The organism is Arthrobacter sp. NQ4 (assembly GCF_029077345.1).
Taxonomy (GTDB): Bacteria; Actinomycetota; Actinomycetes; order Actinomycetales; family Micrococcaceae; genus Arthrobacter.
Map to the genome: position 1 here is coordinate 279306 of NZ_JARETC010000003.1, position 23746 is coordinate 303051.

17 protein-coding genes and 1 tRNA gene are annotated in these 23746 nt (G+C 67.6%); 5 read left to right on the plus strand and 13 right to left on the minus strand.

The annotated features are described in order from the left end of the window. Position 1: 1 nt before the first annotated feature. The 6 genes from PUN51_RS07665 to PUN51_RS07690 form a co-directional block, all read right to left on the minus strand. A complete protein-coding gene (locus PUN51_RS07665) occupies positions 2–2638 on the minus strand; it encodes a helix-turn-helix transcriptional regulator (RefSeq protein WP_275180400.1) in 2637 nt (878 codons plus the stop codon). 208 nt (positions 2639–2846) lie between these two features. Continuing rightward, on the minus strand, positions 2847–3452 hold the full coding sequence (pth, locus tag PUN51_RS07670) for an aminoacyl-tRNA hydrolase (protein ID WP_275180401.1): 606 nt from the start codon (positions 3450–3452) through the stop codon (positions 2847–2849). Between the two features lie 119 nt (positions 3453–3571). Continuing rightward, positions 3572–4195, minus strand: coding sequence for a 50S ribosomal protein L25/general stress protein Ctc (locus PUN51_RS07675; RefSeq protein ID WP_159632493.1), 624 nt, complete (start codon positions 4193–4195; stop codon positions 3572–3574). 291 nt (positions 4196–4486) lie between these two features. Then, positions 4487–5467 carry a ribose-phosphate diphosphokinase gene (locus tag PUN51_RS07680; RefSeq protein ID WP_159632494.1) on the minus strand — a complete coding sequence of 327 codons (981 nt, stop codon included), beginning with the start codon at positions 5465–5467 and terminating at the stop codon, positions 4487–4489. Positions 5468–5469: 2 nt separating this feature from the next. Continuing rightward, entirely contained in the window at positions 5470–6948 is a 1479-nt protein-coding gene (glmU, locus tag PUN51_RS07685) for a bifunctional UDP-N-acetylglucosamine diphosphorylase/glucosamine-1-phosphate N-acetyltransferase GlmU (RefSeq protein ID WP_275180402.1), read from the minus strand. A gap of 103 nt (positions 6949–7051) precedes the next feature. Further along, a tRNA-Gln gene (locus PUN51_RS07690) sits at positions 7052–7123 on the minus strand. 134 nt (positions 7124–7257) lie between these two features. Here PUN51_RS07690 and PUN51_RS07695 point away from each other — a divergent pair. Next, positions 7258–7884: a TetR/AcrR family transcriptional regulator gene (locus tag PUN51_RS07695; protein ID WP_159632496.1), complete on the plus strand. Its 627-nt coding sequence runs from the start codon at positions 7258–7260 to the stop codon at positions 7882–7884. Positions 7885–7917: 33 nt separating this feature from the next. On the opposite strand, the gene PUN51_RS07700 is transcribed toward PUN51_RS07695, so the two are convergent. The 5 genes from PUN51_RS07700 to PUN51_RS07720 form a co-directional block, all read right to left on the minus strand. Continuing rightward, positions 7918–9750: an ABC-F family ATP-binding cassette domain-containing protein gene (locus PUN51_RS07700; protein ID WP_224025476.1), complete on the minus strand. Its 1833-nt coding sequence runs from the start codon at positions 9748–9750 to the stop codon at positions 7918–7920. Positions 9751–9783: 33 nt separating this feature from the next. Further along, on the minus strand, positions 9784–10761 hold the full coding sequence (locus PUN51_RS07705) for a 4-(cytidine 5'-diphospho)-2-C-methyl-D-erythritol kinase (RefSeq protein WP_224025475.1): 978 nt from the start codon (positions 10759–10761) through the stop codon (positions 9784–9786). After that, the gene (gene rsmA, locus PUN51_RS07710) at positions 10758–11630 is read right to left on the minus strand and encodes a 16S rRNA (adenine(1518)-N(6)/adenine(1519)-N(6))-dimethyltransferase RsmA (protein ID WP_224025474.1); all 873 of its coding nucleotides are present in this window, start codon (positions 11628–11630) and stop codon (positions 10758–10760) included. Before rsmA ends, PUN51_RS07705 begins: the two co-directional genes overlap by 4 nt. A gap of 111 nt (positions 11631–11741) precedes the next feature. Next, positions 11742–12932, minus strand: a complete 1191-nt coding sequence (locus PUN51_RS07715) for a resuscitation-promoting factor (protein ID WP_224025473.1) — start codon at positions 12930–12932, stop codon at positions 11742–11744. A 256-nt stretch (positions 12933–13188) separates the two neighbouring features. After that, complete coding sequence (locus PUN51_RS07720) at positions 13189–14094, minus strand: TatD family hydrolase (RefSeq protein WP_224025472.1); 906 nt, start codon at positions 14092–14094, stop codon at positions 13189–13191. A 163-nt stretch (positions 14095–14257) separates the two neighbouring features. On the opposite strand from PUN51_RS07720, the gene PUN51_RS07725 reads away from it, so the two are divergent. From PUN51_RS07725 to PUN51_RS07735, 3 genes are read left to right on the plus strand one after another with little or no spacing between them, the layout of a single operon-like run. Further along, the gene (locus tag PUN51_RS07725) at positions 14258–15358 is read left to right on the plus strand and encodes an AAA family ATPase (protein ID WP_159632501.1); all 1101 of its coding nucleotides are present in this window, start codon (positions 14258–14260) and stop codon (positions 15356–15358) included. Positions 15359–15367: 9 nt separating this feature from the next. Further along, on the plus strand, positions 15368–16834 hold the full coding sequence (locus PUN51_RS07730; RefSeq protein WP_224025471.1) for a DUF58 domain-containing protein: 1467 nt from the start codon (positions 15368–15370) through the stop codon (positions 16832–16834). After that, positions 16831–19308, plus strand: a complete 2478-nt coding sequence (locus PUN51_RS07735) for a transglutaminase TgpA family protein (RefSeq protein ID WP_224025470.1) — start codon at positions 16831–16833, stop codon at positions 19306–19308. Before PUN51_RS07730 ends, PUN51_RS07735 begins: the two co-directional genes overlap by 4 nt. Before the next feature lie 61 nt (positions 19309–19369). Here the strand turns inward: PUN51_RS07735 and PUN51_RS07740 are convergent, their stop codons facing one another. Together PUN51_RS07740 and rsmI are read right to left on the minus strand one after the other, a co-directional pair. Then, positions 19370–20869: an NAD-dependent succinate-semialdehyde dehydrogenase gene (locus PUN51_RS07740; protein WP_224025469.1), complete on the minus strand. Its 1500-nt coding sequence runs from the start codon at positions 20867–20869 to the stop codon at positions 19370–19372. 193 nt (positions 20870–21062) lie between these two features. Further along, on the minus strand, positions 21063–21938 hold the full coding sequence (gene rsmI, locus PUN51_RS07745) for a 16S rRNA (cytidine(1402)-2'-O)-methyltransferase (protein ID WP_159632505.1): 876 nt from the start codon (positions 21936–21938) through the stop codon (positions 21063–21065). Between the two features lie 45 nt (positions 21939–21983). Here rsmI and PUN51_RS07750 point away from each other — a divergent pair, with 45 nt between their 5' ends. After that, complete coding sequence (locus PUN51_RS07750) at positions 21984–23711, plus strand: dolichyl-phosphate-mannose--protein mannosyltransferase (RefSeq protein WP_275180403.1); 1728 nt, start codon at positions 21984–21986, stop codon at positions 23709–23711. Positions 23712–23746: the final 35 nt, after the last annotated feature.

Here is a 23746-nt window from a genome sequence, read left to right on the forward strand (position 1 = left end):
ATTAGACGAGTCCAGTCAGATCACCCCTTGAAGTCACGCCCAGCTTAGTGAAGACCTGGTACAGATGGCCTTCAACGGTGCGGACTGACACACCCATTTCCATGGCGATGTCACGGTTTGAGGCGCCGCGGCCGGCCATGCGGGCAATTTGCCGTTCCCGGCTGGTCAGCAGCGGGCTCCCGCTGCTGGGCACGATCGGCAGGTTGGAGACTGTGGCGGCCAGGATGTCCAGCCGTGCCTGCGCCGTCCGTGCAGAGAGGGCGTCCCCCTCCTGGCGGGCGAAATCCACCGCAAGTGCCATGCATCGGGCTTCCACGGCGTCGAGTTCGAGCGTGGCCGCGAGTTCGCCGCCAGCGAGCAGGGCCTTGGCATCCTTTGTCCTGCTTCCGACGGCGATCAGCCGTGACACTTCCGCCAGCGGGCCCTGCCGGTGACCGGCGATGTCCTCCAGAAGACGGAAGTCGGTATCGCTGCCGTTCACGGTTGCTGCCAGCAGGTAGAGGCCGGCGATGGTGTGCCTGCCCGCCTCCAGGTTACGGCGGGCACCCTGCTTGAGGCCGGCCACCGCTTCCGAGTCTCCCAGCCACCGGCCGGCGACCAGCGCACAGAATTCGATGATGCTCTCCGTGGCGAATCCTGCCTTGCCGGACGTCCGTTGCAGCTTGGTGAGGTACTTGCGGGCGAACGCAGCGTTGCCGGTCTGCGCATAAGCCAGGGCCGTGGCCGCGTACGCGGTTCGCAGCGCCGCCTGGACCGGTTGCAGCTCCAGCTGGGCTGCAGCGGAGATCAAGGGCTCCAGGGCGGCTTCGCCGCGGCCGGAAAAAGCAAAGGCCACCCCGGCAGCGAGCTCGGTGGCGGCGCTGCGGTACGGCAGCCGGTGGGGCTGGCCGGCGCTGAAGGGGGTGAGGAGATCGATGCAGCGCCGCCACTGCCCCGCCACCAGCAGGACGAAGTAGGCCTCCCTGATGTAGCGCTCACGCAGGCCGACGATGTGCGAGGCGTCGGTGAGCTGGCCGCCGAGCTGCCGCATAAGGCCCAGGGCGTCCATCTCGCGACCGGTCAGCGCGAGGGCGCTCATCAGGGTGATCGCGGACTGGAGCCGGAACTCGGTGTCCGGGTTGACGGCGGGATCGGCCGCACGTTCGAGCGCGGGGATCATGGCAGCGTACTCACCGGCATGGGCCTGGTATTCGAATTCACTCAAGGAGATGCGGTTCGCCGCCACTGCTGCCGGCGCGGGCCAGGAAGACCCCTGGGCCGTCCGGTCCAGCCATTCCCGGGCGAAGGCGAGCAGTTCCGGGACCTTGGCCGCCTGCTCCGGAAGGGAGCGCATGACCCGCGCTTTGGCGGCAACTACCTGGGCATATTCCTCAAAGTCCAGGGCCTCAAGTTCTGGCTGGGAAATATCCTCCAGGGCGGAGAGGGCCTGGACCGGCAGGTCCAACTGAAGGTACGCCGCGGCCTTTTGCCGCTGCGCGGACGCCCACCCGGCGTCGGTCCTCTGCACCATATCCGCGTAGGTCAAAGCAAAACGGGGATCGAAGAGCTGGACCGCGGCCTGGGCCGCCGCCAGCGCCAGCGCCGGAGCCAGCTCGGCCTCGCACTCGTGGGTCCAGGCGGCAAAGGACATCAGTTCCTCCACCGTCATGGCTGCCGGATCCGGCTCCCGGCCGCCCAGCAAAACGTTGCGAAGCTCCCGCCGCCGGGAAATGCTCAGCCAGGTCCTCACGACGTCCCCGATGTATTTCTCCCGCAGCGACACCCAGCGGTGCTCGGAGTCATCAATCTCCAGCAGCCCGCCGTCTTCCATGTCAGCGACCACGTCCGCGCCGTAAATGGCGGTGAGGCTGGAGAGCTCCACCCGCCGGGCGCAGGAGAGCATCTCGATGACCTCGCGGGTTCCGGGTGTTTCCCGCGACCACCGGGAACGGACGATGTCATCAAGGCTGGCAGCGCCGTCGAGAACCACCTTGTCCCGCAGCGTCCAGACGGAATCAGACAGGACAAGGTTTCCGGAGAGCTGCTGTTCGGTGACCAGGGCTTTGAGCAGCAAGGGATTTCCACCCACCATCTGGTGGTAGGTGCTGACCAGTGAGGAAGCGACGCGGTGGCCCAGCAGGGACAGCAGGACCTGCCTGGTCTGCAGCTCGTTGAGGTTGCTGAGCCGTACTTCGGTCAGCTTCCGTTCCGTGAGCAGCCAGTGGAAATCCGCCGGCAAGTCACTGGAATTGGGGGCAACTGCAACAATTTTGGCCGTACCGGTCAGCAGGACGTTCAGCAGCACGCCGGCGCTCATGTCGTCGATGCTGGTGGAGGTGTCCAGCGTGATGACGCAGGGCCTTCCGGCGGCGTCGCTGCGGATAAGCGAGGTGATGCCGCGCAGGATGGCGGTGGGCGACCCCATGTAGGCCTGCGGCAGCCGGGCCAGCAGGAACGACAGGCAGCCGTACGGGGTGGTGGAGCCCGAAGGCCCGCTCCGGAGCTGCAATGACCAGACGTCCGGACCGAGGTCCGCAACTGCTGCGCGGGCCAAGGAGGACTTACCCACTCCCCTGGCACCGGTGATCACAACACCCAGGGAGTTTTCGCTGGTCAGGGCGGTGCGGACGGCGTCGAGGTTGGCGCTTCGTGCAGGCATGGACCATTGCTGGCCCTCCGGGGCCCCGGAGGTCGGCGTGGGCAGCCCGTCACCTTGCGGCGTTGACCCACGTCCCCAGCTGAGTGGCTCGATCGACATGAACTTTTCCCCTACATCCTGCAATAGCGGGATGTAGCCCCATTGCTCCCCCGCATAGGAAGAAGAGTACCCTGTGCCACAGACACGGAAACAGGGCCGGAGGGAACTTTTACTTTTCTGTCTGTGGTGAGGCCGCTTTGGCAGGGTGGAATTTCTGCTGGGCGGCGGTGAGCCCGTCACGGAGGAGGGACTCTACGGCATCGGCTGCGTCGTCCAGCAGGAAGGGCAGTTCCTTGAGCTCCGCGGTGCCAAAGTCTCGCAATACGTAGTCGGCGGTGTCCATCCTGCCGGGCGGACGGCCCACCCCTACACGGACCCGCAGGTAGTCCTTGGTGCCGAGCGCCTTGGAGATGTCCCGCAAACCGTTGTGGCCGCCTTCCCCGCCGCCGAGCTTGAGTTTGACCGTGTTGAACGGGATGTCGATCTCGTCGTGTACCGCGACCACATGGTCTGCGGCGATGCCATAGAAGTTGGCGAGGGCGGAGACCGGCCCACCGGAAACGTTCATGTAGCTCATCGGCTTCGCCAGGACCACCCTGGGCCCACCAATGCCCAGCCGGCCTTCAAGGACCTGGGCCCGGGCCTTATGGGTCTTGAAGCCGGCCCCGATGCGGCCCGCAATTTCATCGAGCACCATCTGGCCTACGTTGTGCCTGTTGCCTTGGTACTGCGCGCCGGGGTTGCCGAGGCCGACGATCAGCCAGGTGTCTGTCATGGGTTCAATCCTAGGGGGACGGCGTGGACAGGATGGCAGCGCATAGAAGGACGCGGCCTGCGGACATGGCAGTGGCCGGACCCCTGGAGGTCCGGCCACTGCGGGAAACGGCGGAGTGGTTACTCGGCTGCTTCTTCTTCGGCTGCGGGAGCTTCCTCTGCTGCGCCTTCTGCGGCAGCTTCGGTTTCTTCGCCTTCCTCGGCGATTTCGACGGCCTCGGAAATGTTCACCACGAGTGCCTCGGCGTCGGTCAGGAGGACGGTGCCCTTGGGCAGGACCAGGTCGGAGGCGTGGATGTGCTCGCCGGCGGCGCGGCCTTCGATGCTGACCTCGATGGCGGTGGGCAGGTGGGTGGCCTCGGCCTCGAGGGAGACGACCGTCAGTTCCAGGTTGTGGACGGTGCCGGGGGCCGATTCGCCTTCAACGTGGACCGGAACGTCAACCGTGACCTTCTCGCCCTGGCGGACGGTCAGGAGGTCGATGTGCTCGATGATCTGCTTTACGGGATCGCGCTGGACGTCCTTGACCAGGGCCAGGTGGCCTTCGCCGTTGATGTCCAGGGACAGCAGGGCGTTGGGGGTGCGGACGGCCAGGGTGGTGGCCTTCGCAGGCAGGGTCACGTGGATGGGGTCTGCGCCGTGGCCGTAGATGACGGCGGGGATCAGGTTGGCCATCCGGGCGCGGCGGGCGTAGCCCTTGCCGAATTCGGTGCGCAGTTCTGCTGCGAGCTTCTGCTCAGACATGGAAATCTCCTTGAAGACTAAACGAGGTTCAGCAAGGGCGGAGGTCTGGTGTGACCTTCAACGCCGGGCGGCCGGAAGGCGGCCCTTCAAGAAGGCAGTCCCCGTAGGAGGGACGCAGACCCAGTCGATAACGGAGGTTATGCCCTCCCTCGCCAAGGTGTCGCCTAAAAGCCTACCAGTGCGGGGACCATTTCCTTTAATCCGCACCGCCCCCTGGGCTCGCAAGCTCAGGGGGCGGTGTGGGCCGAAACCCCGCCGGCTCCTGCCGGCGGGGTTTCGTCAAGTACTGTCCTAGGCCTTGCCGTCGAAGAGGCTGGTGACCGAACCGTCGTCGAACACCTCGCGGATGGCCCTGGCGATCAGTGGCGCGATCGAAAGGACCGTGAGCTGCGGGAAGCGCTGGGACGAACCGAGCGGGAGCGTGTTGGTGACCACCACTTCGCGCGCGCCTGACTCCGAGAGGCGGCGGGCAGCGGGGTCGGAGAAGACGGCGTGGGTGGCCGCGATGATGACATCCTTGGCGCCGGCGTTCTTCAGGACGGTGACGGCGCCGGAGATGGTTCCGCCGGTATCGATCATGTCGTCGATCAGGACGCAGGTGCGCCCCTCGATCTGGCCCACCACGGTCTTGGAGACGGCCTGGTTGGGGACGGTGAGGTCGCGGCTCTTGTGGACGAAGGCAAGGGGTGCACCGCCCAGGCGTTCGGCCCACTGCTCGGCTACGCGGACGCGGCCGGTGTCCGGGGACACAACGGTGATGTTGTCCGAGCCCACGCGGGTCCGGATGTAGTCGGCCAGCAGCGGAATGGCCATCAGGTGGTCAACCGGGCCGTCGAAGAAGCCCTGGATCTGGGAGGTGTGCAGGTCCACGCTCATGATGCGGTCGGCGCCGGCGGTCTTGTAGAGATCCGCCACCAGCCGCGCGGAGATGGGTTCGCGGCCGCGGCCCTTCTTGTCCTGGCGGGCATACGGATAGAACGGCGAAACCACGGTGATCCGCTTGGCGGAGGCCCGCTTCAGCGAATCGATCATGATCAGCTGTTCCATCAGGTGGTTGTTCAGCGGGGCGGGGTGCGCCTGGATCACGAAGGCGTCGGTGCCGCGGACACTCTCGCCGGCGCGGACGTAGATCTCGCCGTTCGCGAAGTCGTAGGCATCCAGCGGGAGGAGTTCGGTGCCGAGCTCCTTGGCGATTTCCCGGGCCAGCTCCGGATGGGCCCGCCCGGAGGCAAGCACCAGCTTCTTCTCGCCGTGCGCCGTAATTTCGCTCATTGTTACTTGCCCTCTTCTGTAGATGCCGGGGTACTTGAGGAGTCATTGGTGGCCGCCTGGGCCAGTTCGGCGGAGCGGGTTCCGGGGCGGTGCGCCGGAACCCAGCCTTCGGTGTTGCGCTGTGCAGCGATGCTCAGCGCCAGGGCACCGGCCGGTACGTCTTTGCGGATCACCGCGCCGGCGCCGCTGTAGGCGCCGTCCCCCACGGTGACCGGGGCAACAAAGACCGTGTTGGAGCCTGTCCGGACGCCCGAGCCGATCACCGTGCGGTGCTTCTTCTCGCCGTCGTAATTGGCCGTGATGTTGCCACAGCCGATGTTGGTGTCCTCGCCGATTTCGGCGTCCCCGGCATACCCCAGGTGGGACAGCTTGGAGCCACGGCCGATGGTGACGTTCTTGGTTTCGTAAAAGGCGCCGATCTTTCCCTTTTCGCCCAGGACGGTGCCGGGGCGAAGGTAGGTGAAGGGGCCGACGGCGGCGCGCGGGCCGATCACCGAGCCGGAGCCATGGGTGCGGACCACCGTGGCGCCCTCGCCGACCTCGACGTCGGTCAGGGTGGTGTCGGGGCCCACGACGGCGTCCCTGGCCACCGTGGTGGTGCCGTGCAGCTGGGTGTTGGGCAGGAGCCGGACGTCCTCGTCCAGGGTGACGGAGGAATCGATCCAGGTGGTGGAGGGGTCCACGACAGTGACGCCGGCACGCATCCAGGTTTCCACGGTGCGGCGGTTCAGTTCGGCGCCGAGTGCTGCGAGCTGGACGCGGTCGTTGGCGCCTTCCACCTGCCAGCGGTCAGCCGTGACGACAGCGGCAACGCGGCCGCCTGCCTCGCGCGCGAGTCCCAGCACGTCGGTGAGGTATTTCTCGCCCTGGGCGTTGTCGGTGGTCACCTTGGCCAGCGCCTCGCGGAGCACGGCGGCGTCGAAGGCGTAGATCCCGGAATTGACTTCCCGGATCAGCTTTTCGGCCTCGGATGCGTCCTTGTGTTCGCGGATGCCGGTGACGGAGCCGTCCTCACCGCGGAGGATGCGGCCGTAGCCGGCGGCGTCGTCCAGGACCGCCGTGAGGACCGTGACGGCGTTGCCTTCGCGTTCGTGGGTGGCAACGAGTTCCTTCAGCAGTTCGCCGGACAGCAGGGGCACGTCACCGTAAGTGACCACCACGGTTCCAGCCAGGTCCTCATCCGCGTGCAGGGCATGCAGGGCGGCTTCCACGGCGCGGCCGGTGCCGGGCACGTCGTCCTGGTCCACAATGACGGCGTCGGGGTCGAGGGCCGATACGTGGCCGGCCACCAGGTCGCGTTCGTGCCGCACCACAATCGCAAGCCTTTGCGGGGCGATGCTGCGGGCCGCACGGAGGGCGTGGCCCACCATGGAGAGGCCGCCGATCTCATGCAGGATCTTGGGGGTACGCGACTTCATCCGGGTACCGGCGCCTGCTGCCAGAACGATTACAGCGGCCGGGCCGGCATTCTCGGGGATCACGTACGGGCTCTCCTTGCTTGATTGTGCTGGCGCTTGACGGCGTCCGGCGGGCCAGGCCGCCGGGCACCGGGTGCCATCCTCATGATCGCGCCCCGCGCAGCAGTTCCGCCCATAGGATTCGAACCTATACTCCACGGCTCCAAAGGCCGGGGTGCTGCCGTTACACCAGAGCGGACCGTGCCGGAGGACTCAAGGCCCGGGGCACAAGTCCCTATTTTGCCACGTGTTCAGGGCCCCGCGCGACACGGGGCGCTCAGCTCCCGCCCGCCCCGCTGAATACCGCCGCCGGCGGTGGGGCATGATGGGAAGGTGAGCAACAACCTTCCGCGGATGCGGATGACCGGCCTGCAGCGCCGGAGCCAGCTGATCGACGTCGGCCGCGGCCTTTTCGCCGTCCGCGGGCTGGACGGGACCACCATCGAGGAGATTGCAGCCTGCGCGGGAGTGTCCAAACCGGTCATCTATGAACACTTCGGTTCCAAAGAAGGCCTCTACACCGAAGTAGTGGACTGCGAATTCCACATCCTGCTGGACGCGGTCAACGCTGCCCTCACCGAGGAAGCCAAGCCCCGCGTCCTCGTGGAACGCGCCGCCCTGGCCCTGCTTACCTACATCGAGGAACGCACGGAGGGCTTCCGGATCCTGATGCGCGACGCTCCGCCCTCACAGCCCGAGGGCGCCTTCTCCACCCTGCTGTCCCACGTCACCGCCCGGGTGGAACACATCCTCTCCGACGAATTCTCCCGCCGCGGCCTCAGCGGCGAAGACGGCGCCATGTACGCCCAGATGCTCGTGGGCATGGTGGCGATGACGGGGCAATGGTGGCAGGACAGCCGCCAGCCCGACAAGCAGACCGTTGCCGCGCACCTGGTCAACCTCGCCTGGAACGGCCTGACCGGCCTCAAGAAGGACCCTGAGCTGCAGTCTGAACCCTAAGCCTTGCCGTGGTTCCGTCCGCGGCGAAGGGGGTCAGTCGCCCAGGAGTTCCGAGGACTCCAGCCACTCCAGTTCCAGGGCGTCCTTTTCGTCCGTGAGGTCTTTAAGCTGCTTGTTCTGGTCGGCGAGCTTGTCGAAGTCGCCGGCCTCGGTGGTCTTCACCATGGCGTCGTGAAGCTTCTTTTCCTCCTGGTCGAGCTTCTTGAGCTGGCGCTCGATCCTGTTGAGGGCTTTGCGGGCGTCGCGCTTCTCGGCCTCGGAGGGACCCGCACCGGTCCCCCCGGCAGCCTGCGCCTGCCCGGCGCTGGTGACGGGGTTTCCGCCGCCGGTCACGGTTGAGCCGGCCAAGGCTGACTCGCGCAGTTCAAGGTACTGGTCCACGCCCCCCGGCAGGCCGCGCAGCTTGCCGTCGCCGAGCAGTGCCATCTGGTGGTCGGTCACCCGTTCAAGCAGGTAGCGGTCGTGGCTGACCACCACCAGGGTGCCCGGCCAGCCGTCCAGGACGTCCTCGACGGCGGCGAGGGTATCGGTGTCGAGGTCGTTGGTGGGCTCGTCGAGCATCAGCACGTTGGGTTCGCCCACCAGCAGCCGGAGGAGCTGCAGGCGGCGGCGCTCACCGCCGGAGAGGTCCTTCACCGGCGTCCACTGCTTCTGGTTGGTGAACCCGAGCTGCTCCACCAGCTGGCCGGCCGTGAATTCCTTGCCGCCCACGTTGAAGGAACGCTTTTCCCGCTCAATGACCTCAATGACACGCAGGTCAGCGACGTCGTCGAGCTCCTTGACCTCCTGGGTGAGGACCGCGGTGACCACTGTTTTGCCGCGCTTCAGCTTCCCGGCGTCGGGCGCGATCTCGCCGTTGAGCAGTTTCAGGAGGGTGGTCTTGCCGGCGCCGTTGACGCCCACCAGGCCCAGCCGCTCCCCCGGGGCCAGCCGGAGGGTGATGTTGTCGAAGAGCTTCCTGCCGTCGTCGCCGCCCTGGAAGTTCAGGGACACGTTCTCAAGGTCCAGGACGTCCTTGCCCTGGCGGGCGGTGGCCATCTTGCTCAGCGCCATGGAGTCACGCGGAGCCGGCACGTCGGCGATGAGCGCGTTGGCTGCCTCGATCCGGAACTTCGGCTTGGCGGTCCGGGCAGGGGCACCCCGGCGCAGCCAGGCGAGTTCTTTCTTGACCAGTTGCTGGCGCTTGCCCTCCACCACGGATGCCATCCGGTCCCGTTCGGCCCGGGCCAGGACGTAGGCGGCGTAACCGCCTTCAAAGGGGTCCACGATCCCGTCGTGGACCTCCCAGGTCTTGGTGCAGACTTCGTCGAGGAACCAACGGTCGTGGGTAACCACCAGGAAGGCGCCCTGGTTGGGCCGCCAGCGCGTCTTCAGGTGCCGGGCCAGCCAGGCAACGCCCTCGACGTCGAGGTGGTTGGTGGGTTCGTCGAGCATGATGACGTCGTGGTCCTCGATGAGCAGCTTGGCCAGGGCCACCCGCCGCTTCTGGCCGCCGGAGAGGGCGTGGACATTGGCGTGCCAGTCGACGTCGGACACCAGGCCGCCCATGATTTCCCGGATGCGGGGGTTGCGGGCCCATTCGTAGTCCGCCTGGTCCCCTACGATCGCAGCACCCACCGTGAGGTCGCCGTCGAGTACGTCGCTCTGGTCCAGGTATCCCACGTTGACGTCGCCGCGTTTGGTGACACGGCCGGAGTCCGGGGTGGAGCGCAGGGACAGCAGGCGCATCAGGGTGGACTTGCCGTCACCGTTGCGGCCCACCATGCCGATCCGGTCCCCCTCCTCCAGTCCCAGGGTGATGCCGTCCAGGACGGTGCGGGTTGCGTAGGAAACCGTGAGGTTTTCGCCGCCAAGAAGGTGTGCCAAAGGGAACTGCTTTCTGCTGCCGGACTGGAAGTATTAAAGGAGGGTGTCGGAGATGATGCGCGCGCCCGGGACCGGGCCGTGGACGGCGAGTGCTGTCAGGCCGTAGCGCTGCAGGTCCTCTGCGAGGGCAGCGGCTGCCACGGAATCCTCGGCCAGCAAAGCCACGGTGGGGCCGGATCCGGAGACCATGCCCGCCATGGCGCCGTGGGACTCGCCGATTCCCAGCGTATCGCGCAGCGCAGGCGAGAGTTCAATGGACGCCCTTTGCAGGTCGTTGACCAGCACGCGGCTCAGGGATTCCGCGTCGCCGCCCCGCAGCGCCGCCAGGATCTTCGGGTCAACACCGGTGGGTTCCCCGGCGTCGATTCCCTCGGCGTCGCGCAACCGGTCCAGCGTCCGGTAGACCTCGGGAGTGGAGAGGCCGTAGTCGGCCACCACCAGGACCCAGTGGGTCTGCGCCTTGGCCAGGGCCGGAGAGAGTTCGTCGCCCAGGCCAAGTCCGACGGCGGTTCCACCCAGGAGAGAGAAGGGGACGTCGGCACCCAGTTCCGCTGCAAGGTGTGCCAGTTCCTCGCGGGACAGCCCGCTGTTCCAGAGGGCGTCGCAGGCCAGGAGCGTGGCAGCGGCGTCGGCCGATCCGCCGCCCATGCCGCCGGCCACCGGGACCCGCTTGGTGATCTCCAGGTGCACGCCGGTGGCGTGTTCGGAGACGTCGGCCATGATGGCGGCCGCCTTGTAGGCCAGGTTGCTGCTGTCCAGGGGGATGTCGACGGCGTCGAGGTCCAGGGTGCTTTCGGGGCTGAGGCTGATGGTGATTCCCGGGGCGGCGGTGCTGGTCGCTGCCACTTCCTCATAGAGGGACACTGCGAGGTAGACGCTGGCCACCGAGTGGTAGCCGTCAGGCCGCAGCGGCCCAACGGCGAGGGACACGTTGACCTTGCCGGGCGCCTTGACGCGCACCGTCCTGGCCGCGAACCGCCCCCTGGCCGCCCTCTCAAGTCCCGCGTTCACGGGCGGTTTTCCCTGGCTTCGGCGATCCTGGCGAATGCGGCGATGTCGATGACCTCGCCGCGTGCGGTGGGGTCGACGCCGGCTGCCAGCAGGCAACGCTCAGCTTCCGGCGCTCCCCCGGCCCAGCCTGCCAGGGCGGCCCGGAGCGTTTTGCGCCGCTGCGCAAACGCGGCGTCCACGACGGCAAACACCTGTTCGCGGGTGGCGGTGGTGGCGGGGGGTTCGCGGCGGGTGAAGGCCACAAGCCCGGAATGGATTTTGGGGGCCGGCCAAAAGACGTTCATGCCGATCACGCCGGCCTTGCGCATCTGGCTGTACCAGGCGGCCTTGACGGAGGGAACACCGTAGGTTTTGGATCCGGGTCCGGCTGCCAACCGGTCTGCCACCTCGTCCTGCACCATCACCAGGCCGTGCTGCAGGCTGGGGAAATGCTGCAGGAGGTGCAGCACCACGGGAACTGCCACGTTGTAGGGCAGGTTGGCTACGAGCGCCGTGGGTTGCACCGGCAGTTCGGTGACCTTCATGGCATCGGCGTGCACCAGGTGAAACGCGTTTGCAGCGGCCGGGCGCCATTCGTTCACGGTTTCGGGGAGCTTTGCGGCAAGGACCGGATCGATTTCGACGGCGACGACCGCCGCTGCCGCGTCGAGCAGCCCCAGCGTCAGGGAGCCCAGCCCCGGACCGACCTCGAGCACTGTTTCATCCGGCCCCACGCCTGCCGCGGCCACAATCCGGCGGATGGTATTGCCGTCAATGACAAAGTTTTGGCCCAGGGTCTTGGTGGGCCTGACCCCAATTTCCTCTGCCATCCGGCGTATGTCGGAGGCACCGAACAACGGTGCGGGAACGGCGGGGATCGGTTCAGTCACCTAGGTATCCTATCCCGCGCGGCACTTGGCCCTCCCCCGTTAACGGCTGTGGCCGGCCCCGGAGTACCCGGGGCCGGCCACAGCCGTTTTTTGCGCGTTGATGCCGGCCGATCAGCGGCTGGCGGCCCAGCCGCAGCCCCACGGTGACAGGCCACGCTGTGCGTAGACGCGGTTGGCGATGTCGATCTGCTGCGCCTTGGTGGCCAGGCTGGCGTTGGGCGCATAGGCGCCGCCGCCGGCGCCGATCCAGGTCTGGATGTCGAACTGCAGGCCGCCGTAGTAGCCGTTGCCGCTGTTGATGCTCCAGTTTCCGGTGGACTCACACTGGGCAATCTTGTCCCACATGGCTTCGTTCATCATGGCCGGTGCTGCTGCGCCGGTGTTGGCGGCCGCGGGGGCTGCGGCGGCCTGGGGTGCAGGCTTGGCTTTGGTGCCCACGGTGACCTTCTCGGTGACCGGCTGGACCGCTACGTTTTCCGAAACCAGGGTGCGGGAAGCCTCCCGGCCGTCCACGAGCACCAGCTTGAAGGTGCGCTCGATCTTTCCGGCGGCCCCGGCCTGGGTCACTTCCTTCTCACCCTTGAGCATGTCCGCGCTTTCGGCGGTGACGGTGTCAAAGGGAACGTCTTCGCTGGTGACGGCGGTCTGGCCGGTGTCAACCCGGGAAACCTTGATGACCATGTTGTTCACCACGTTGGCGTTGGCCGGCTGGGAGGTGCGGTCGTTGGCCCCGAGGGTTACGCCGGAGTCTTCGAGGACCTTGCCGACCGTGGGGGCGGTGGTGGTGGCGGTGTTCACCTTGCCGTCGGCCACGATGCTGACGGTCTTGGGCGTGGAGATGGAGACGTAGGAACCGGCCAGCGAAAGGGTGGCATCCTTGGGCGCCGAAACGGACGAGGCACTGGCCACACCGAGTTCAGTCACCAGGTCTTCGACGTCCTGCGCCGTGGTGTTGACCGTCTTTTCGGCCCCGTCAAGGCTGACCTTGACTTCTTTGGCCTGGTTGATGTTGATGACGGTGCCGTTCTGGACGGTGGCGTCAAGGGAGGGGGAAACGCGGTCGCCGGGCTTCAGGTCCAGGTTGGCGCTCTTGACCACCTGTTCCACTGTTCCACCAAAGGACTGCACGGACGACGCTTGGCCGTCCACGTTGAGCGTGATTGTTTTGTTATTGCCCACGAAGGCTACGAGGCCTGCGACCAGGCCGCAAAGCACCAGCAGCTGGGCGCCAACCTTTATAAAGCTGAACTTGCCGTCCGATGTGAAGAACTTGATCACGATTGCCCGTAACTCTCGGTCCATCCGGGCACGGGGAATGCGCAATAAAATGCCCGGAGCAACCTCAAAAAGGAGAGTCCGGGCACCAGTGCGCCGCCACACTCCGCGCAGCGGCGAGGCCTGATGTTGGACAGGCCGGCCCGGCTGCACGTGGAGTGAAATTACCCGTTGGCCTTCCCCGACCCCGGCTAATAGTTTCCCACTGTAACCGTAGCGTTATAAAGCAGCCAACATTTTTGCATACCAGGTATGCGATAGAGGGTGCCGCAGGAGGGTGGGATTAAGCCCAGGATCCGTATGCCCGCAGGGTATTTTCGCTGATGGAGGTGCAAAGTGCGGCGAGGTCGGAGCCTGTCAATTCTGCCATGGCCCGCACGGTGTACGGGACCATATAGCTCGCGTTCGGCCGCCCCCTGTGTGGGTGCGGCGTCAGGAAGGGAGCGTCCGTTTCCACCATGACCAGCTCCCGGTCCGCGACCGCGAGCGCGGCACGGAGGTTGGCGGCATTCCTGAACGTCAGGGTGCCGGCAAAAGACATCCACCAGCCCTGTTCGTTACACGTCCGTGCCAGGTCCTCGTCACCGGAGAAGCAGTGGAACACCACCCTTTGCGGTGCACCCTCCTCCCGGAGCACACGGACCACGTCACTGTGAGCGTCCCGGTCATGGATCTGCAGTGTGAGGCCGAGGCGCTTGGCGATGTCGATGTGCCGCCTGAAGGAGTACTCCTGGTGCCGCAGCCCCTCGCCCTCCGTGCGGTAGAAGTCCAGCCCGGTTTCGCCGATGGCCCGGATGCGGGGATGCGCGGCCAGCTGTTCGATCTCGGCAAGGGCCGCTTCCAGTGCGCCCCGGGCGGCGTAGTGCGGAGCATCGTTGGGATGCAGTGCCACAGCTCCCAGGAGCCGTTGGTCCTGGTCCACCGCCTCCACCGTGAACCGCGAGGACTCCAGGTCGCAGCCCACCTGCACCGCACCCTGCACGCCCACGGCCTCTGCCGCATCCAGTGCAGCCTTGATCCCGACGGGTCCCTTTCCTTCCGGGAAGTCCAGGTGGGTGTGGTTGTCCATGACCGGTACTGGCAGGGGCTCCGGCGCAGGCGGGAAATCCTTCCGGCGCCCGGCGTCCGCTTCCGGTTCCGCGTCTGCGGCGGGTACCCGGTAGGCGGCGGGAATCGACGAATTGCACATCCAACCAGCCTAGCGGCCCAAGGCTCCCCTATATTTGCCGGAACTCTCTGTCAGGCACGGCAGTTGTGTTAGTAGTCTGGAACGAAGACACGCGCACGCCCACCGAGGGGCGAAGGCAGGCTTGCTGTCACGTCCAGGTGAAACCCGGGCTGAAAGGTTGCCGATGGAACCCCACCGACGCACTGCCAACAACGCAGGCGCACCGAACCTGAACCTGGCCGGCGTCGCCGATTCCGTCAGCCACCTGAACGGCCACCGGCCTGCAGCCATGGATTCCGGTGCCTTCCACGCAGCAGCGCAACGCATCCTGACCACGGTCAATACCGTCATCGACGGCAAGTCCGATGCCGCCAAGCTGGCGCTCACCGTCCTCCTCGCCCAGGGCCACCTGTTGGTGGAGGACGTGCCCGGCGTCGGAAAGACCTTGCTGGCAAAAACCCTCGCGCGGACCATTGACTGCACCGTCAACCGCATCCAGTTCACCCCCGATCTCCTCCCTTCCGACGTGACCGGGGTGTCCATCTACAACCAGGCCTCCAGGCTCTTCGAATTCCGGCCGGGCGCGGTGTTCGCCAACATCGTCATCGGCGACGAAATCAACCGCGCGTCCGCCAAGACCCAGTCGGCCCTCCTGGAATGCATGGAGGAGCACCAGGTCACGGTGGACGGTACGTCCTACAAACTCGATGAGCCGTTCATGGTGGTGGCCACCCAGAACCCCATCGAAATGGAAGGGACATATCCGCTGCCGGAGGCGCAGCGGGACAGGTTCATGGCCCGGATTTCCATGGGCTACCCGGACAAGGACGCAGAGATCGAGATGCTGGAGACGCACCAGGCAGTCTCGCCGCTGGCCACCGTCACCCCCGTGGTCACAGCTTCCGATGTTGCCGCCATGATCGCCACCGTCCAGCAGGTCTACGTCTCGGATCCCGTGAAGGAATACACGGTCTCGATAGGGAGGGCCACGAGGGAAAGCCCGCTGCTGCGGCTGGGCGCGAGCCCCCGGTCCATGCTGCAGCTGCTGCGCGCCGCCAAGGCCACCGCCGCCTTGGACGGGCGCGATTTTGTGCTTCCGGACGACGTCGGTGATGTGGCCGAAGCCGTCCTGGCGCACCGGATCATCCTTGACCGGAAAGCTGCCGGCGCAGGCGAGACCCCGCACAGCATCCTGCGCAGCATCCTGTCCCGGCTGCCCGTGCCCCAGGCGGCCCCGGGGCAGCCCAACCGGGCAGCGGCGGCCGCCGGCAGCAGGAACCGCTAGGCGCACACCATGGCCTTCCTGCACAAGCTCCCGAAGCACCTGTTCACCAGGCGCGGATGGGGCATGCTGGCGGCCGGTGCCTTCACGCTGGCTGCGGCCCAGGTCATGGGCCGCCGCGACCTCCTGACGCTGGCCCTGCTGCTGCTGGTGCTTCCGCTCGTCTCCCTCGCAGGCGTCCGCCTGGTGAAACCCCGCTTCCGGGTCTACCGGGAATTCAACCCCTCCCCGGTGGAAACGTCGGCACCGGCCACGGTCAACCTTGCGGTGGCCAGGACCGGCCCGGGCAGCGGGCGGGTGGTCATGGAGGAGCGGCTGCCGGGACAGTTTGGCCAGGCACCCGCGTTCCGGTTCCCGTCCCGTTCCGCCACCGGCGGCACCAGCCGTTACGAATACCACCTGACGTCCAGGTATCGCGGGCAGTTCAGGATTGGGCCGGTAACGGCAGAGTTCACCGACCCCTTCGGCCTCTCTCTGCACCGGCGGCCCATTGACGACGGCGACGTCCTCACCGTGACGCCGGCCGCCGTCGCTCTGCCTGCCACCGGACTGGGCGGAGCGCGGGGCAACGACGGCGTCACCGCCACCCGCGTGCGCGCGAATCCCAGCGACGACGATGTCATGACCCGCGAATACCGCCATGGGGACCCAATGCGGAGGGTCCATTGGGCGGCGACGGCCAGGCACGGGGCCCTGATGGTCCGGCAGGAGGAATCGGTCACCACGCCGGAAGCGACCATCATCCTTGACCACCGTTCCAGCGCGTTCGCCGGCGGCCTTGGAACATCCATGCCGGGGCTTCCCGGCCACGATGGGCATGCGCCCGCCACCAGCGACACCTTCGAGTGGTCCGTGGTTGCCGCCATGTCCGCCGGCGCCCACCTGGCTGAACGCAATTACAGCCTTCGGCTGCTGGATGCCGCCGGCGACCCGGCATTCCTGCACTCGCCCTCCTCTCCGGAGCCTGGGGCGGAGGAGTACAGCGGCGCATCCGGCCTGCAGTCGATCGCCGAGAGCCTGGCGGCCATCCATCTCTCCGGCACGCTCCACCCGCGGCGGGACGGAGCGCACCCGGAGCTGCCCGGCAGGAACATAGAGCGGCGGGCTGCTGCCGGGGCGCGGACGCACGTGGGCAGCGACCAGGGGCCGCCGGCATTTGATGACCGCTTGATGGACAAGCTGTCCGCGCACCGCATGCGGGGGCCGCTGATCGCAGTGTTGGGCCGGATTACCAAGGAGGAGGCAGCAGCCCTGGCGCCGGCTGCCGCGTACGGGACCGATGCGTTCGCACTCCTCGCCGTGGAACGGCCCGCGGAGTTTCAGGATGTCCTCGATGTGCTGCGGCAGGGCGGCTGGCGGGCCGTAGCCGCGGCGCCGAAGACCCGGCTTGCTGCTGCCTGGGGCCAGTTTGCCCAGGACCCCGCCCTGCCCGTCGCGCCCGCAGCGGAGGTCCGCCGGGGAGCGGGGGTGGCGAAATGACCATCGCACCGGCCCGGACGAGGAGCTCCGGAGACCAGGCCCGGGACAATCGGCGGGTTCCTGCGGGGCGCACCGGTGCGGGCGCCTATCCCTGGGCCATGGCGGCTGCAATCTCCTTGGCGGTCTGCGGGGCGGCCCTGTCCCTGAACGGTGTCCTTCGCGGCTGGAACTGGTACTGGCCCGCCATGACCACCGTGCTGGCGGTGGCCCTCACGCTTGCCGCGCTCCGTTCCGTCCGCGCCCAGCCGCTGCTGGTCACCGCCGGAGGGTTCGTGGCGCTGGGCGGCGTCCTGACCATGACCTTCTTCCGCGGTTCCAGCTTCCTGTGGGTGGTCCCCACCGGTGCCACGCTGCCTGAGCTGGACCGGCTGATCCAGCGCGCCAGCGAAACCGTGCTGGCGGAGACAGCGCCCGTGGCGCCCAACGCCGGAATTGTCATGGTGGTCTGTGCCGTGCTCGGCCTGGCGGTCATTCTGGTCGATGCCCTCGCGGTGCCTCTGGGGATGCCGGCCGCCTCCGGCACCGGCCTGCTGGCCCTGCTGGTGGTCCCGGCCATGATCAAACCCCAAAGCGTGGGAGTGGGGAGTTTCCTTGCCACCGCGGCGGGATACCTGCTGATCCTTGCCGTCAGCCAGTGGTTCGCCCCGGACGGCAGGCTGCAGGGCGGACCGGCACGCAGTCCCGGACTGCTGCGCCGCGCCGCGCTGACCGGGGCCGTGGCCCTGGCCGCCACCCTGGTGCTGCCACTGGCCATTCCGGGCTTCGACCGCGGCACCTTCCCCCAGGGGTCCAGGCTGAATCCGTGGGGCGCTTCCACCGGCCTCAACCCGATGATCACGCTGGGCAACAGCCTGCGCACGCCCGACGGAAGCGGCAGGATCACGTACGCCACCAATTCACCGACGCCCCTCTACCTGCGCTCGGTGACCGTGGACAATTTCGACGGCGACTCCTGGGGCCCCGACGACCGCAACGTATCCCGGGTCCCCCTTGACGGCCGGATCGACCCCGGCTATCAAGTCCTCACCGACGAGCAGGTGCGCCTGGTCACCGCCGTCGACGCCGGTTCCTTCACCAGCCCCTACCTGCCGGTCCCCTATGCCCCTGAAACCGTCCGTGGCCTGGGCGGCCAGTGGACCTGGGATCCGGCCACGCTGAGCATCAAGGGCACGGACACCACCACCCGGCGGCAGGAATACCTGGTGACCTCTGCCGTGCCCAAGCTCTCCGCAGCCCTGCTGGCCCAGTCCTCGGCCCCGGCGCGCGGCATCCCCGACGTCTTCACCAGCATTCCGGGCAATGTGCCGGACATCGTCAAAACCACTGCACAGACTGTGGCCGGATCCGCCGGGACGCCGTACCAGAAAGCCATGGCCATCCAGAAGTACCTGCGCTCGTCCGAGTTCACCTACTCGCTGCAGTCACCGGTGCAGGGCGGCTACGACGGCAACGGGCTCTCCGTCCTGGCAGATTTCCTGCAGCAGAAGAGCGGCTACTGCATCCACTACGCCTCGGCGATGGCCGTGATGGCCAGGCTGGAGGGCATTCCGAGCAGGATTGCCGTGGGTTACGCCCCCGGCAGGCTGACAGGGGCCACCATAACGGTGGCCGGCCAGGGGTCCCTCCCTGAGTACGAGGCCGATGCCCGCGACGCCCACGCGTGGCCGGAACTGTACTTCCAGGGCCTGGGCTGGGTGCCCTTCGAACCGACCCCTTCGCGGGGAGTGGTCCCTGACTACGCCACGGAGACCTCAGCACCATCAGTGGCGGAATCGCTGGGCAACAACGACGGACTCATTCCCGACACCGTCCCGGTACCAGCACCGTCCCCCAGCGCAACGGCACAGGCCCTCCCGGGCGCAGGCGGAAGCGGCTCCGGCGACGGCGTGCCCCTGATGCCTTGGCTCCTTGGGACGGCCGGGGCGGTGGGCCTGGTACTCCTGGCCGCCGCGCCGCACCTGGTGCGCGCCGGCGCCCGGTCCCGGCGGCTGCACCCGAAGCGCCCTGACCTGGCCGTCCCGCTGGCGTGGAGCGAGCTCCGGGACCTCGGCACCGACTACGGGCTCCCCGCGGGGAACAGCGAGACGCCGCGGGCCTACGCGGCCCGGTTCCGCAGCACCCTGCTGGGCGAGCCCGGCGGTATGGACCAGGACGCCCACGGGGCGGTGGCCTCCCTCACTTCAGCCTTTGAGCACCACAGGTATGGACGTCCGGGCGCCGCCAGTTCCGCCGATGCAGCAGTCCAGGACCTTGCAGCCGGCATTGCCGCCGTGGAGGCGTCACTGCGCGCCAATGCCCCGCTGCCAAGGCGTTGGGCTGCTTCGTGGGTCCCGCCGTCGGTCACCCTGCGGCTGGGCCGGCTGCTCAGGATGCCGTTCAGCGCTGCCGGCCGTGCCATCCGCCGGGTGCCGCACGCCCGGGCACGCTTCAGGTCAGCGCCGGACGACGGCGGCGGCAGGGCAGGCGGGGGCTGAACACACAGGTACCGGCCGGGGAAGTCCCGGCCGGCACGTGTGGTCTTGCGGACTGCCGGGGCTAGCCGGCGTAGGGGTCGGCGATGCCGATGTACTGCGTGTAGAGGTACTCCTCGATGCCTTCCAGGCCGCCTTCGCGGCCCAGGCCCGACTGCTTCACGCCACCGAAAGGTGCCGCAGCGTTGGAGATGACCCCGGCGTTCAGGCCCAGCATGCCGGTTTCCAGCCGCTCACCCATCCGGATACCGCGGTTGATGTCCTTGGTGAAGACGTACGCCACCAGGCCGTATTCGGTGTTGTTGGCCAGCCGGACGGCCTCGTCCTCGCTGCTGAAGGTGATGATCGGGGCAACCGGGCCGAAGATTTCCTCGGACAGGATCCGGGTCCCCTCGGAAACGCCGGACAGGATGGTGGGCTGGTAGAAGTAGCCCGGCCCCTCCACGGGAGCGCCGCCCAGGACTGCCTTGGCACCGGAGGCCAGGGCGTCGGAGACCAGCTCGTGCACCTTGTCCCGGCTCTTGCCGTCGATCAGCGGGCCCACCTTGGATTCGGGTTCGGTGCCCCGGGCGGTGGTCATTTCCTTCATCTTCGCGGCGAACTTCTCGGCGAATTCGGCCGCCACCGACTCATGGACGATGAACCGGTTGGCAGCGGTGCAGGCCTCGCCCATGTTGCGGAGCTTTGCGGCCATCGCGCCGGTGACGGCAGCATCCAGGTCGGCGTCCTCGAAGACCAGGAACGGGGCATTGCCGCCCAGCTCCATGGAAGTGCGCAGCACGTTTTCGGAGGCGTCGGCCAGCAGGCGGCGGCCCACCTCGGTGGAGCCGGTGAAGGACAGCTTGCGGAGGCGGGAATCCTTGATCAGCGGTCCCGTGGTGGCCCCGGCCGTGGAGGTGGGGATGACGTTGAGGACACCGGCGGGCAGGCCGGCCTCCTGCATGACGGCGGCGAACAGCTGGGACGTCAGCGGCGTGAGGTTCGCGGACTTCAGCACCATGGTGCAGCCGGCAGCGACGGCGGGCGCGATCTTGCGGGTGGCCATGGCCAGCGGGAAGTTCCACGGGGTGATCAGCAGGCAGGGGCCTACCGGCTTCTTGGCCACCAGGAGGCGGGATTTGCCGTCCGGAGACACCGAGTAACGCCCGAAGGCACGTACTGCTTCCTCAGAGAACCAGCGCAGGAACTCCGCCCCGTACGTCACTTCGCCGCGGGCTTCGGCCAGCGGCTTTCCCATTTCCAGGGTCATCAGGAGGGCGAAGTCTTCAGCCCGTTCCGTCACCAGGTCGAAGGCCCGGCGGAGGATTTCCCCCCGTTCGCGGGGCGGTACCTTCGCCCAGGACTCCTGGGCTGCCGCGGCAGCGTCCAGGGCCGCCGCACCATCTTCGGGGCCGGCGTCGGCAATGCTCAGCAGCACCTTCCCGGTGGCGGGATCCTCGACGTCGAACGTCTTGCCGGACGCGGCGTCGCGCCACTCACCGTTGATGAGCAGCCCAGTGGGAACGGAGGCCAAAAGCCGGGTTTCGCGCTCGGCGGTAACGGCCGGCTGTGCAGTGACAGTCACGATGACTCCCTCGTCGGTAGGGTTGTGGCAGCCCGTCGCCGCGGCCGGAGTGACCGGGATCATGGGGCTGATTAACTGCCAGACTACTGCGGGCCACCCCCATGGTCTACGCCGTTGCGCACTGCGGAATCGCCGCCGTGCTGTGCAGCTGCACAGCACGGGCGCAGCGCGTCACGAACGGCTTCGCTGCCCGCTACCGTGCGGCCAGGACCGCCGAGTAGAGCTCCCGCTTGCTGACCCGGGCATCTTCGGCGACGGCGGCTACGGCCTCCTTCAGCCGGATGCCCTGGGCCACCAGTTCATTGACGGCCGCAACGTGGTCCTCCGGGGTGCCGGCTGCCTGTTCGGGGGCGCCGCCAAGCACCACGGCAATCTCGCCGCGGACCTCGTTGTCCTCAGCCCACTGCAGGAGCTCGCCCACGGTGCCGCGGATGACTTCCTCATACGTCTTGGTCAGTTCCCGGCACACTGCGATGGGCCGGTCCGGGCCGAACCTCTCCCGCAGGGCCCGCAGCATGGCTTCAAGCCGGTGCGGTGCCTCGAAGAACACCATGGTGCGCCGCTCCCCTGCAAGGTCCGCGAGGCGCGAGGCCCTCTCACCGGCCTTGCGGGGCAGGAATCCTTCAAAGCAGAACCGGTCAGTGGGCAGGCCGGACAATGCCAGCGCCGTGAGGACCGCGGACGGCCCGGGGACAGCGGTCACGGGAAGTCCCGCGGCGATGGCCCCCTCCACCAGGCGGAAACCGGGGTCGGACACCGCGGGCATCCCGGCGTCCGTAACCATGAGAAGGGTGCTGCCTGCACGGACCTGGTCCAGGAGCTCGGCCGTCCGGGTGGCCTCATTGTGTTCGTGGTAGCTGATGACGCGGCCCGCAACGGCGACACCTAGGCTTTGGACCAGGCGGTGCAGCCGCCGGGTGTCCTCTGCCGCCACGATGTCCGCGGTGCCCAGCAGTTCCACCAGCCGGGCGGAGGCATCGCCGGTGTTCCCGATCGGAGTGGCGGCAAGGACAATCCGCCCCGCCGTCGAAGGGGCGGGCTCGGGAAGGGGGCTGGGGTTCGGGTCCACCCACCAAGCCTACTGCTGCCGGGTCTTCCAGCCGCAAAAGGTAGCATGGGGCTCGTGACGCAGACCTCGACGCGGCCCGCCGGGGCCGGGAAACCCAGCCCGGCGGCATCCCCAGCCGGCACCGGCGCCACTGCAGGGGAACCCGGGGGGAAAGCAGTCCGGCCCTGGATCAGCCGGCCGGACGAAGCGTTCACCGCCGAGGCGCTGACGACCCAGCTGATCGGTACCGGACTATCCTGGCGCGACTACCCGCCGTCGCTCCGGCTCTGGTACATCCTGGTCCCGGTGCTCACGGCGGTGGCCGGCGGCCTCCTCCGGTTCATCCGCCTCGAAGTGCCGCACAAGCTGGTGTTCGACGAGACGTACTACGTCAAGGATGCCTACTCCTACCTGATCAGCGGCTACGAACGCAGCTGGCCGGACAAAGCCAATGATTCCTTCGACGCCGGGAATCCCGACGTCCTGCTGAACACTCCGGAATATGTGGTCCATCCGCCGGTCGGCAAATGGATGATTGCGGCGGGCATGTGGCTGTTCGGGCCGGAGAACCCCTTTGGCTGGCGCTTCGCGGCAGCACTTACGGGCACGCTCACCGTGCTGCTGGTCTCCCTGATCGCCCTGAAACTGTTCCGCTCGCTTCCCCTGGCGGGCGCGGCGGGGCTGCTCCTCGCCGTCGACGGCCACCACCTGGTGATGTCCCGGACGTCGCTGCTGGACATCTTCCTCACGTTCTGGATCCTTGCCGCCTTCGGCGCCCTGCTGATGGACCGCGACGACGGGCGCCGCCGCCTGGCCGCACGGCTGGCACGCGCCGCTGCCGCGAACGGCGGACAGCCACCGGCCAGCACGCTGCTGACCGGCCCGTGGCTGGGGGTGCGCTGGTGGCGGGTTGCCGCCGGGGTCTGCATGGGCCTGGCGGTGGGCACCAAATGGTCGGGTCTGTTCTTCCTTGCCGGTTTTGGCCTCCTCACCGTGCTCTGGGACCTCAATGCCCGGCGGGTGGCGGGCATTCGGGGCTGGATCAGCGGCGGAGCCATCCGGGACGGCATCCCGGCGTTCCTCGGCATGGTCCCCGTGGCAGGGATCGTCTACTCGGCGACCTGGACAGGCTGGTTCCTGTCGGACAACGCCTACTTCCGCCATTGGGCGGAAAGCAACCCCTCGGCGGAATGGGGGTGGCTCCCCGACTCCGTCAGGTCCCTGGTCCACTACCACCTGGAGGCGTACAACTTCCATCAGGGCCTGAGTTCGGAGCACCCCTACCAGGCCAGCGCCTGGAGCTGGCTGGTGATGGGGCGGCCCACGTCGTTCTTCTATGAGTCCCCGCCCCAGGGCACCCCGGGCTGTGACGTGGAGAAGTGCACCTCCGCCATCCTGTCGGTCGGGAACCCGCTGATCTGGTGGCCGGCGGCCATCGCGCTGGTGGTCCTGCTGTTCTGGTGGGCGGGACGCCGGGACTGGCGCGCCGGGGCCGTGCTGGCCGGCGTGGCTGCGGGCTACCTGCCGTGGTTCATGTATCCGGAGCGGACCATGTTCTACTTCTACGCGGTCTCCTTTGAACCGTTCCTTGTCCTGGCCCTGGTGTACTGCCTGGGGCTGGTGCTGGGAAGGTCCTCGGATCCGCCGTGGCGCCGTCGCTCCGGACTGTACCTGGTGGTCCTGTTCCTTGCCGCGGTAGTGCTGCTGTCGGCATTCTTCTACCCGATCTGGACAGCCGAAGTGATCCCGTACGTCGACTGGAAAGTCCGGATGTGGATGCCATCCTGGATCTAGGGCAGGATGGCAACAGAGACCTGATGGAGCCGCTG

Coding starts and splice junctions, on each gene's coding strand:
- pth (WP_275180401.1), bottom strand. CDS start 3,452: ATGACAGACACCTGGCTGATCGTCGGCCTCGGCAACCCCGGCGCGCAG.
- PUN51_RS07675 (WP_159632493.1), bottom strand. CDS start 4,195: ATGTCTGAGCAGAAGCTCGCAGCAGAACTGCGCACCGAATTCGGCAAG.
- PUN51_RS07750 (WP_275180403.1), top strand. CDS start 21,984: ATGGGGCTCGTGACGCAGACCTCGACGCGGCCCGCCGGGGCCGGGAAA.
- PUN51_RS07730 (WP_224025471.1), top strand. CDS start 15,368: ATGGCCTTCCTGCACAAGCTCCCGAAGCACCTGTTCACCAGGCGCGGA.
- PUN51_RS07720 (WP_224025472.1), bottom strand. CDS start 14,094: ATGTGCAATTCGTCGATTCCCGCCGCCTACCGGGTACCCGCCGCAGAC.
- PUN51_RS07715 (WP_224025473.1), bottom strand. CDS start 12,932: ATGGACCGAGAGTTACGGGCAATCGTGATCAAGTTCTTCACATCGGAC.
- PUN51_RS07680 (WP_159632494.1), bottom strand. CDS start 5,467: ATGAGCGAAATTACGGCGCACGGCGAGAAGAAGCTGGTGCTTGCCTCC.
- PUN51_RS07735 (WP_224025470.1), top strand. CDS start 16,831: ATGACCATCGCACCGGCCCGGACGAGGAGCTCCGGAGACCAGGCCCGG.
- PUN51_RS07725 (WP_159632501.1), top strand. CDS start 14,258: ATGGAACCCCACCGACGCACTGCCAACAACGCAGGCGCACCGAACCTG.
- PUN51_RS07665 (WP_275180400.1), bottom strand. CDS start 2,638: ATGCCTGCACGAAGCGCCAACCTCGACGCCGTCCGCACCGCCCTGACC.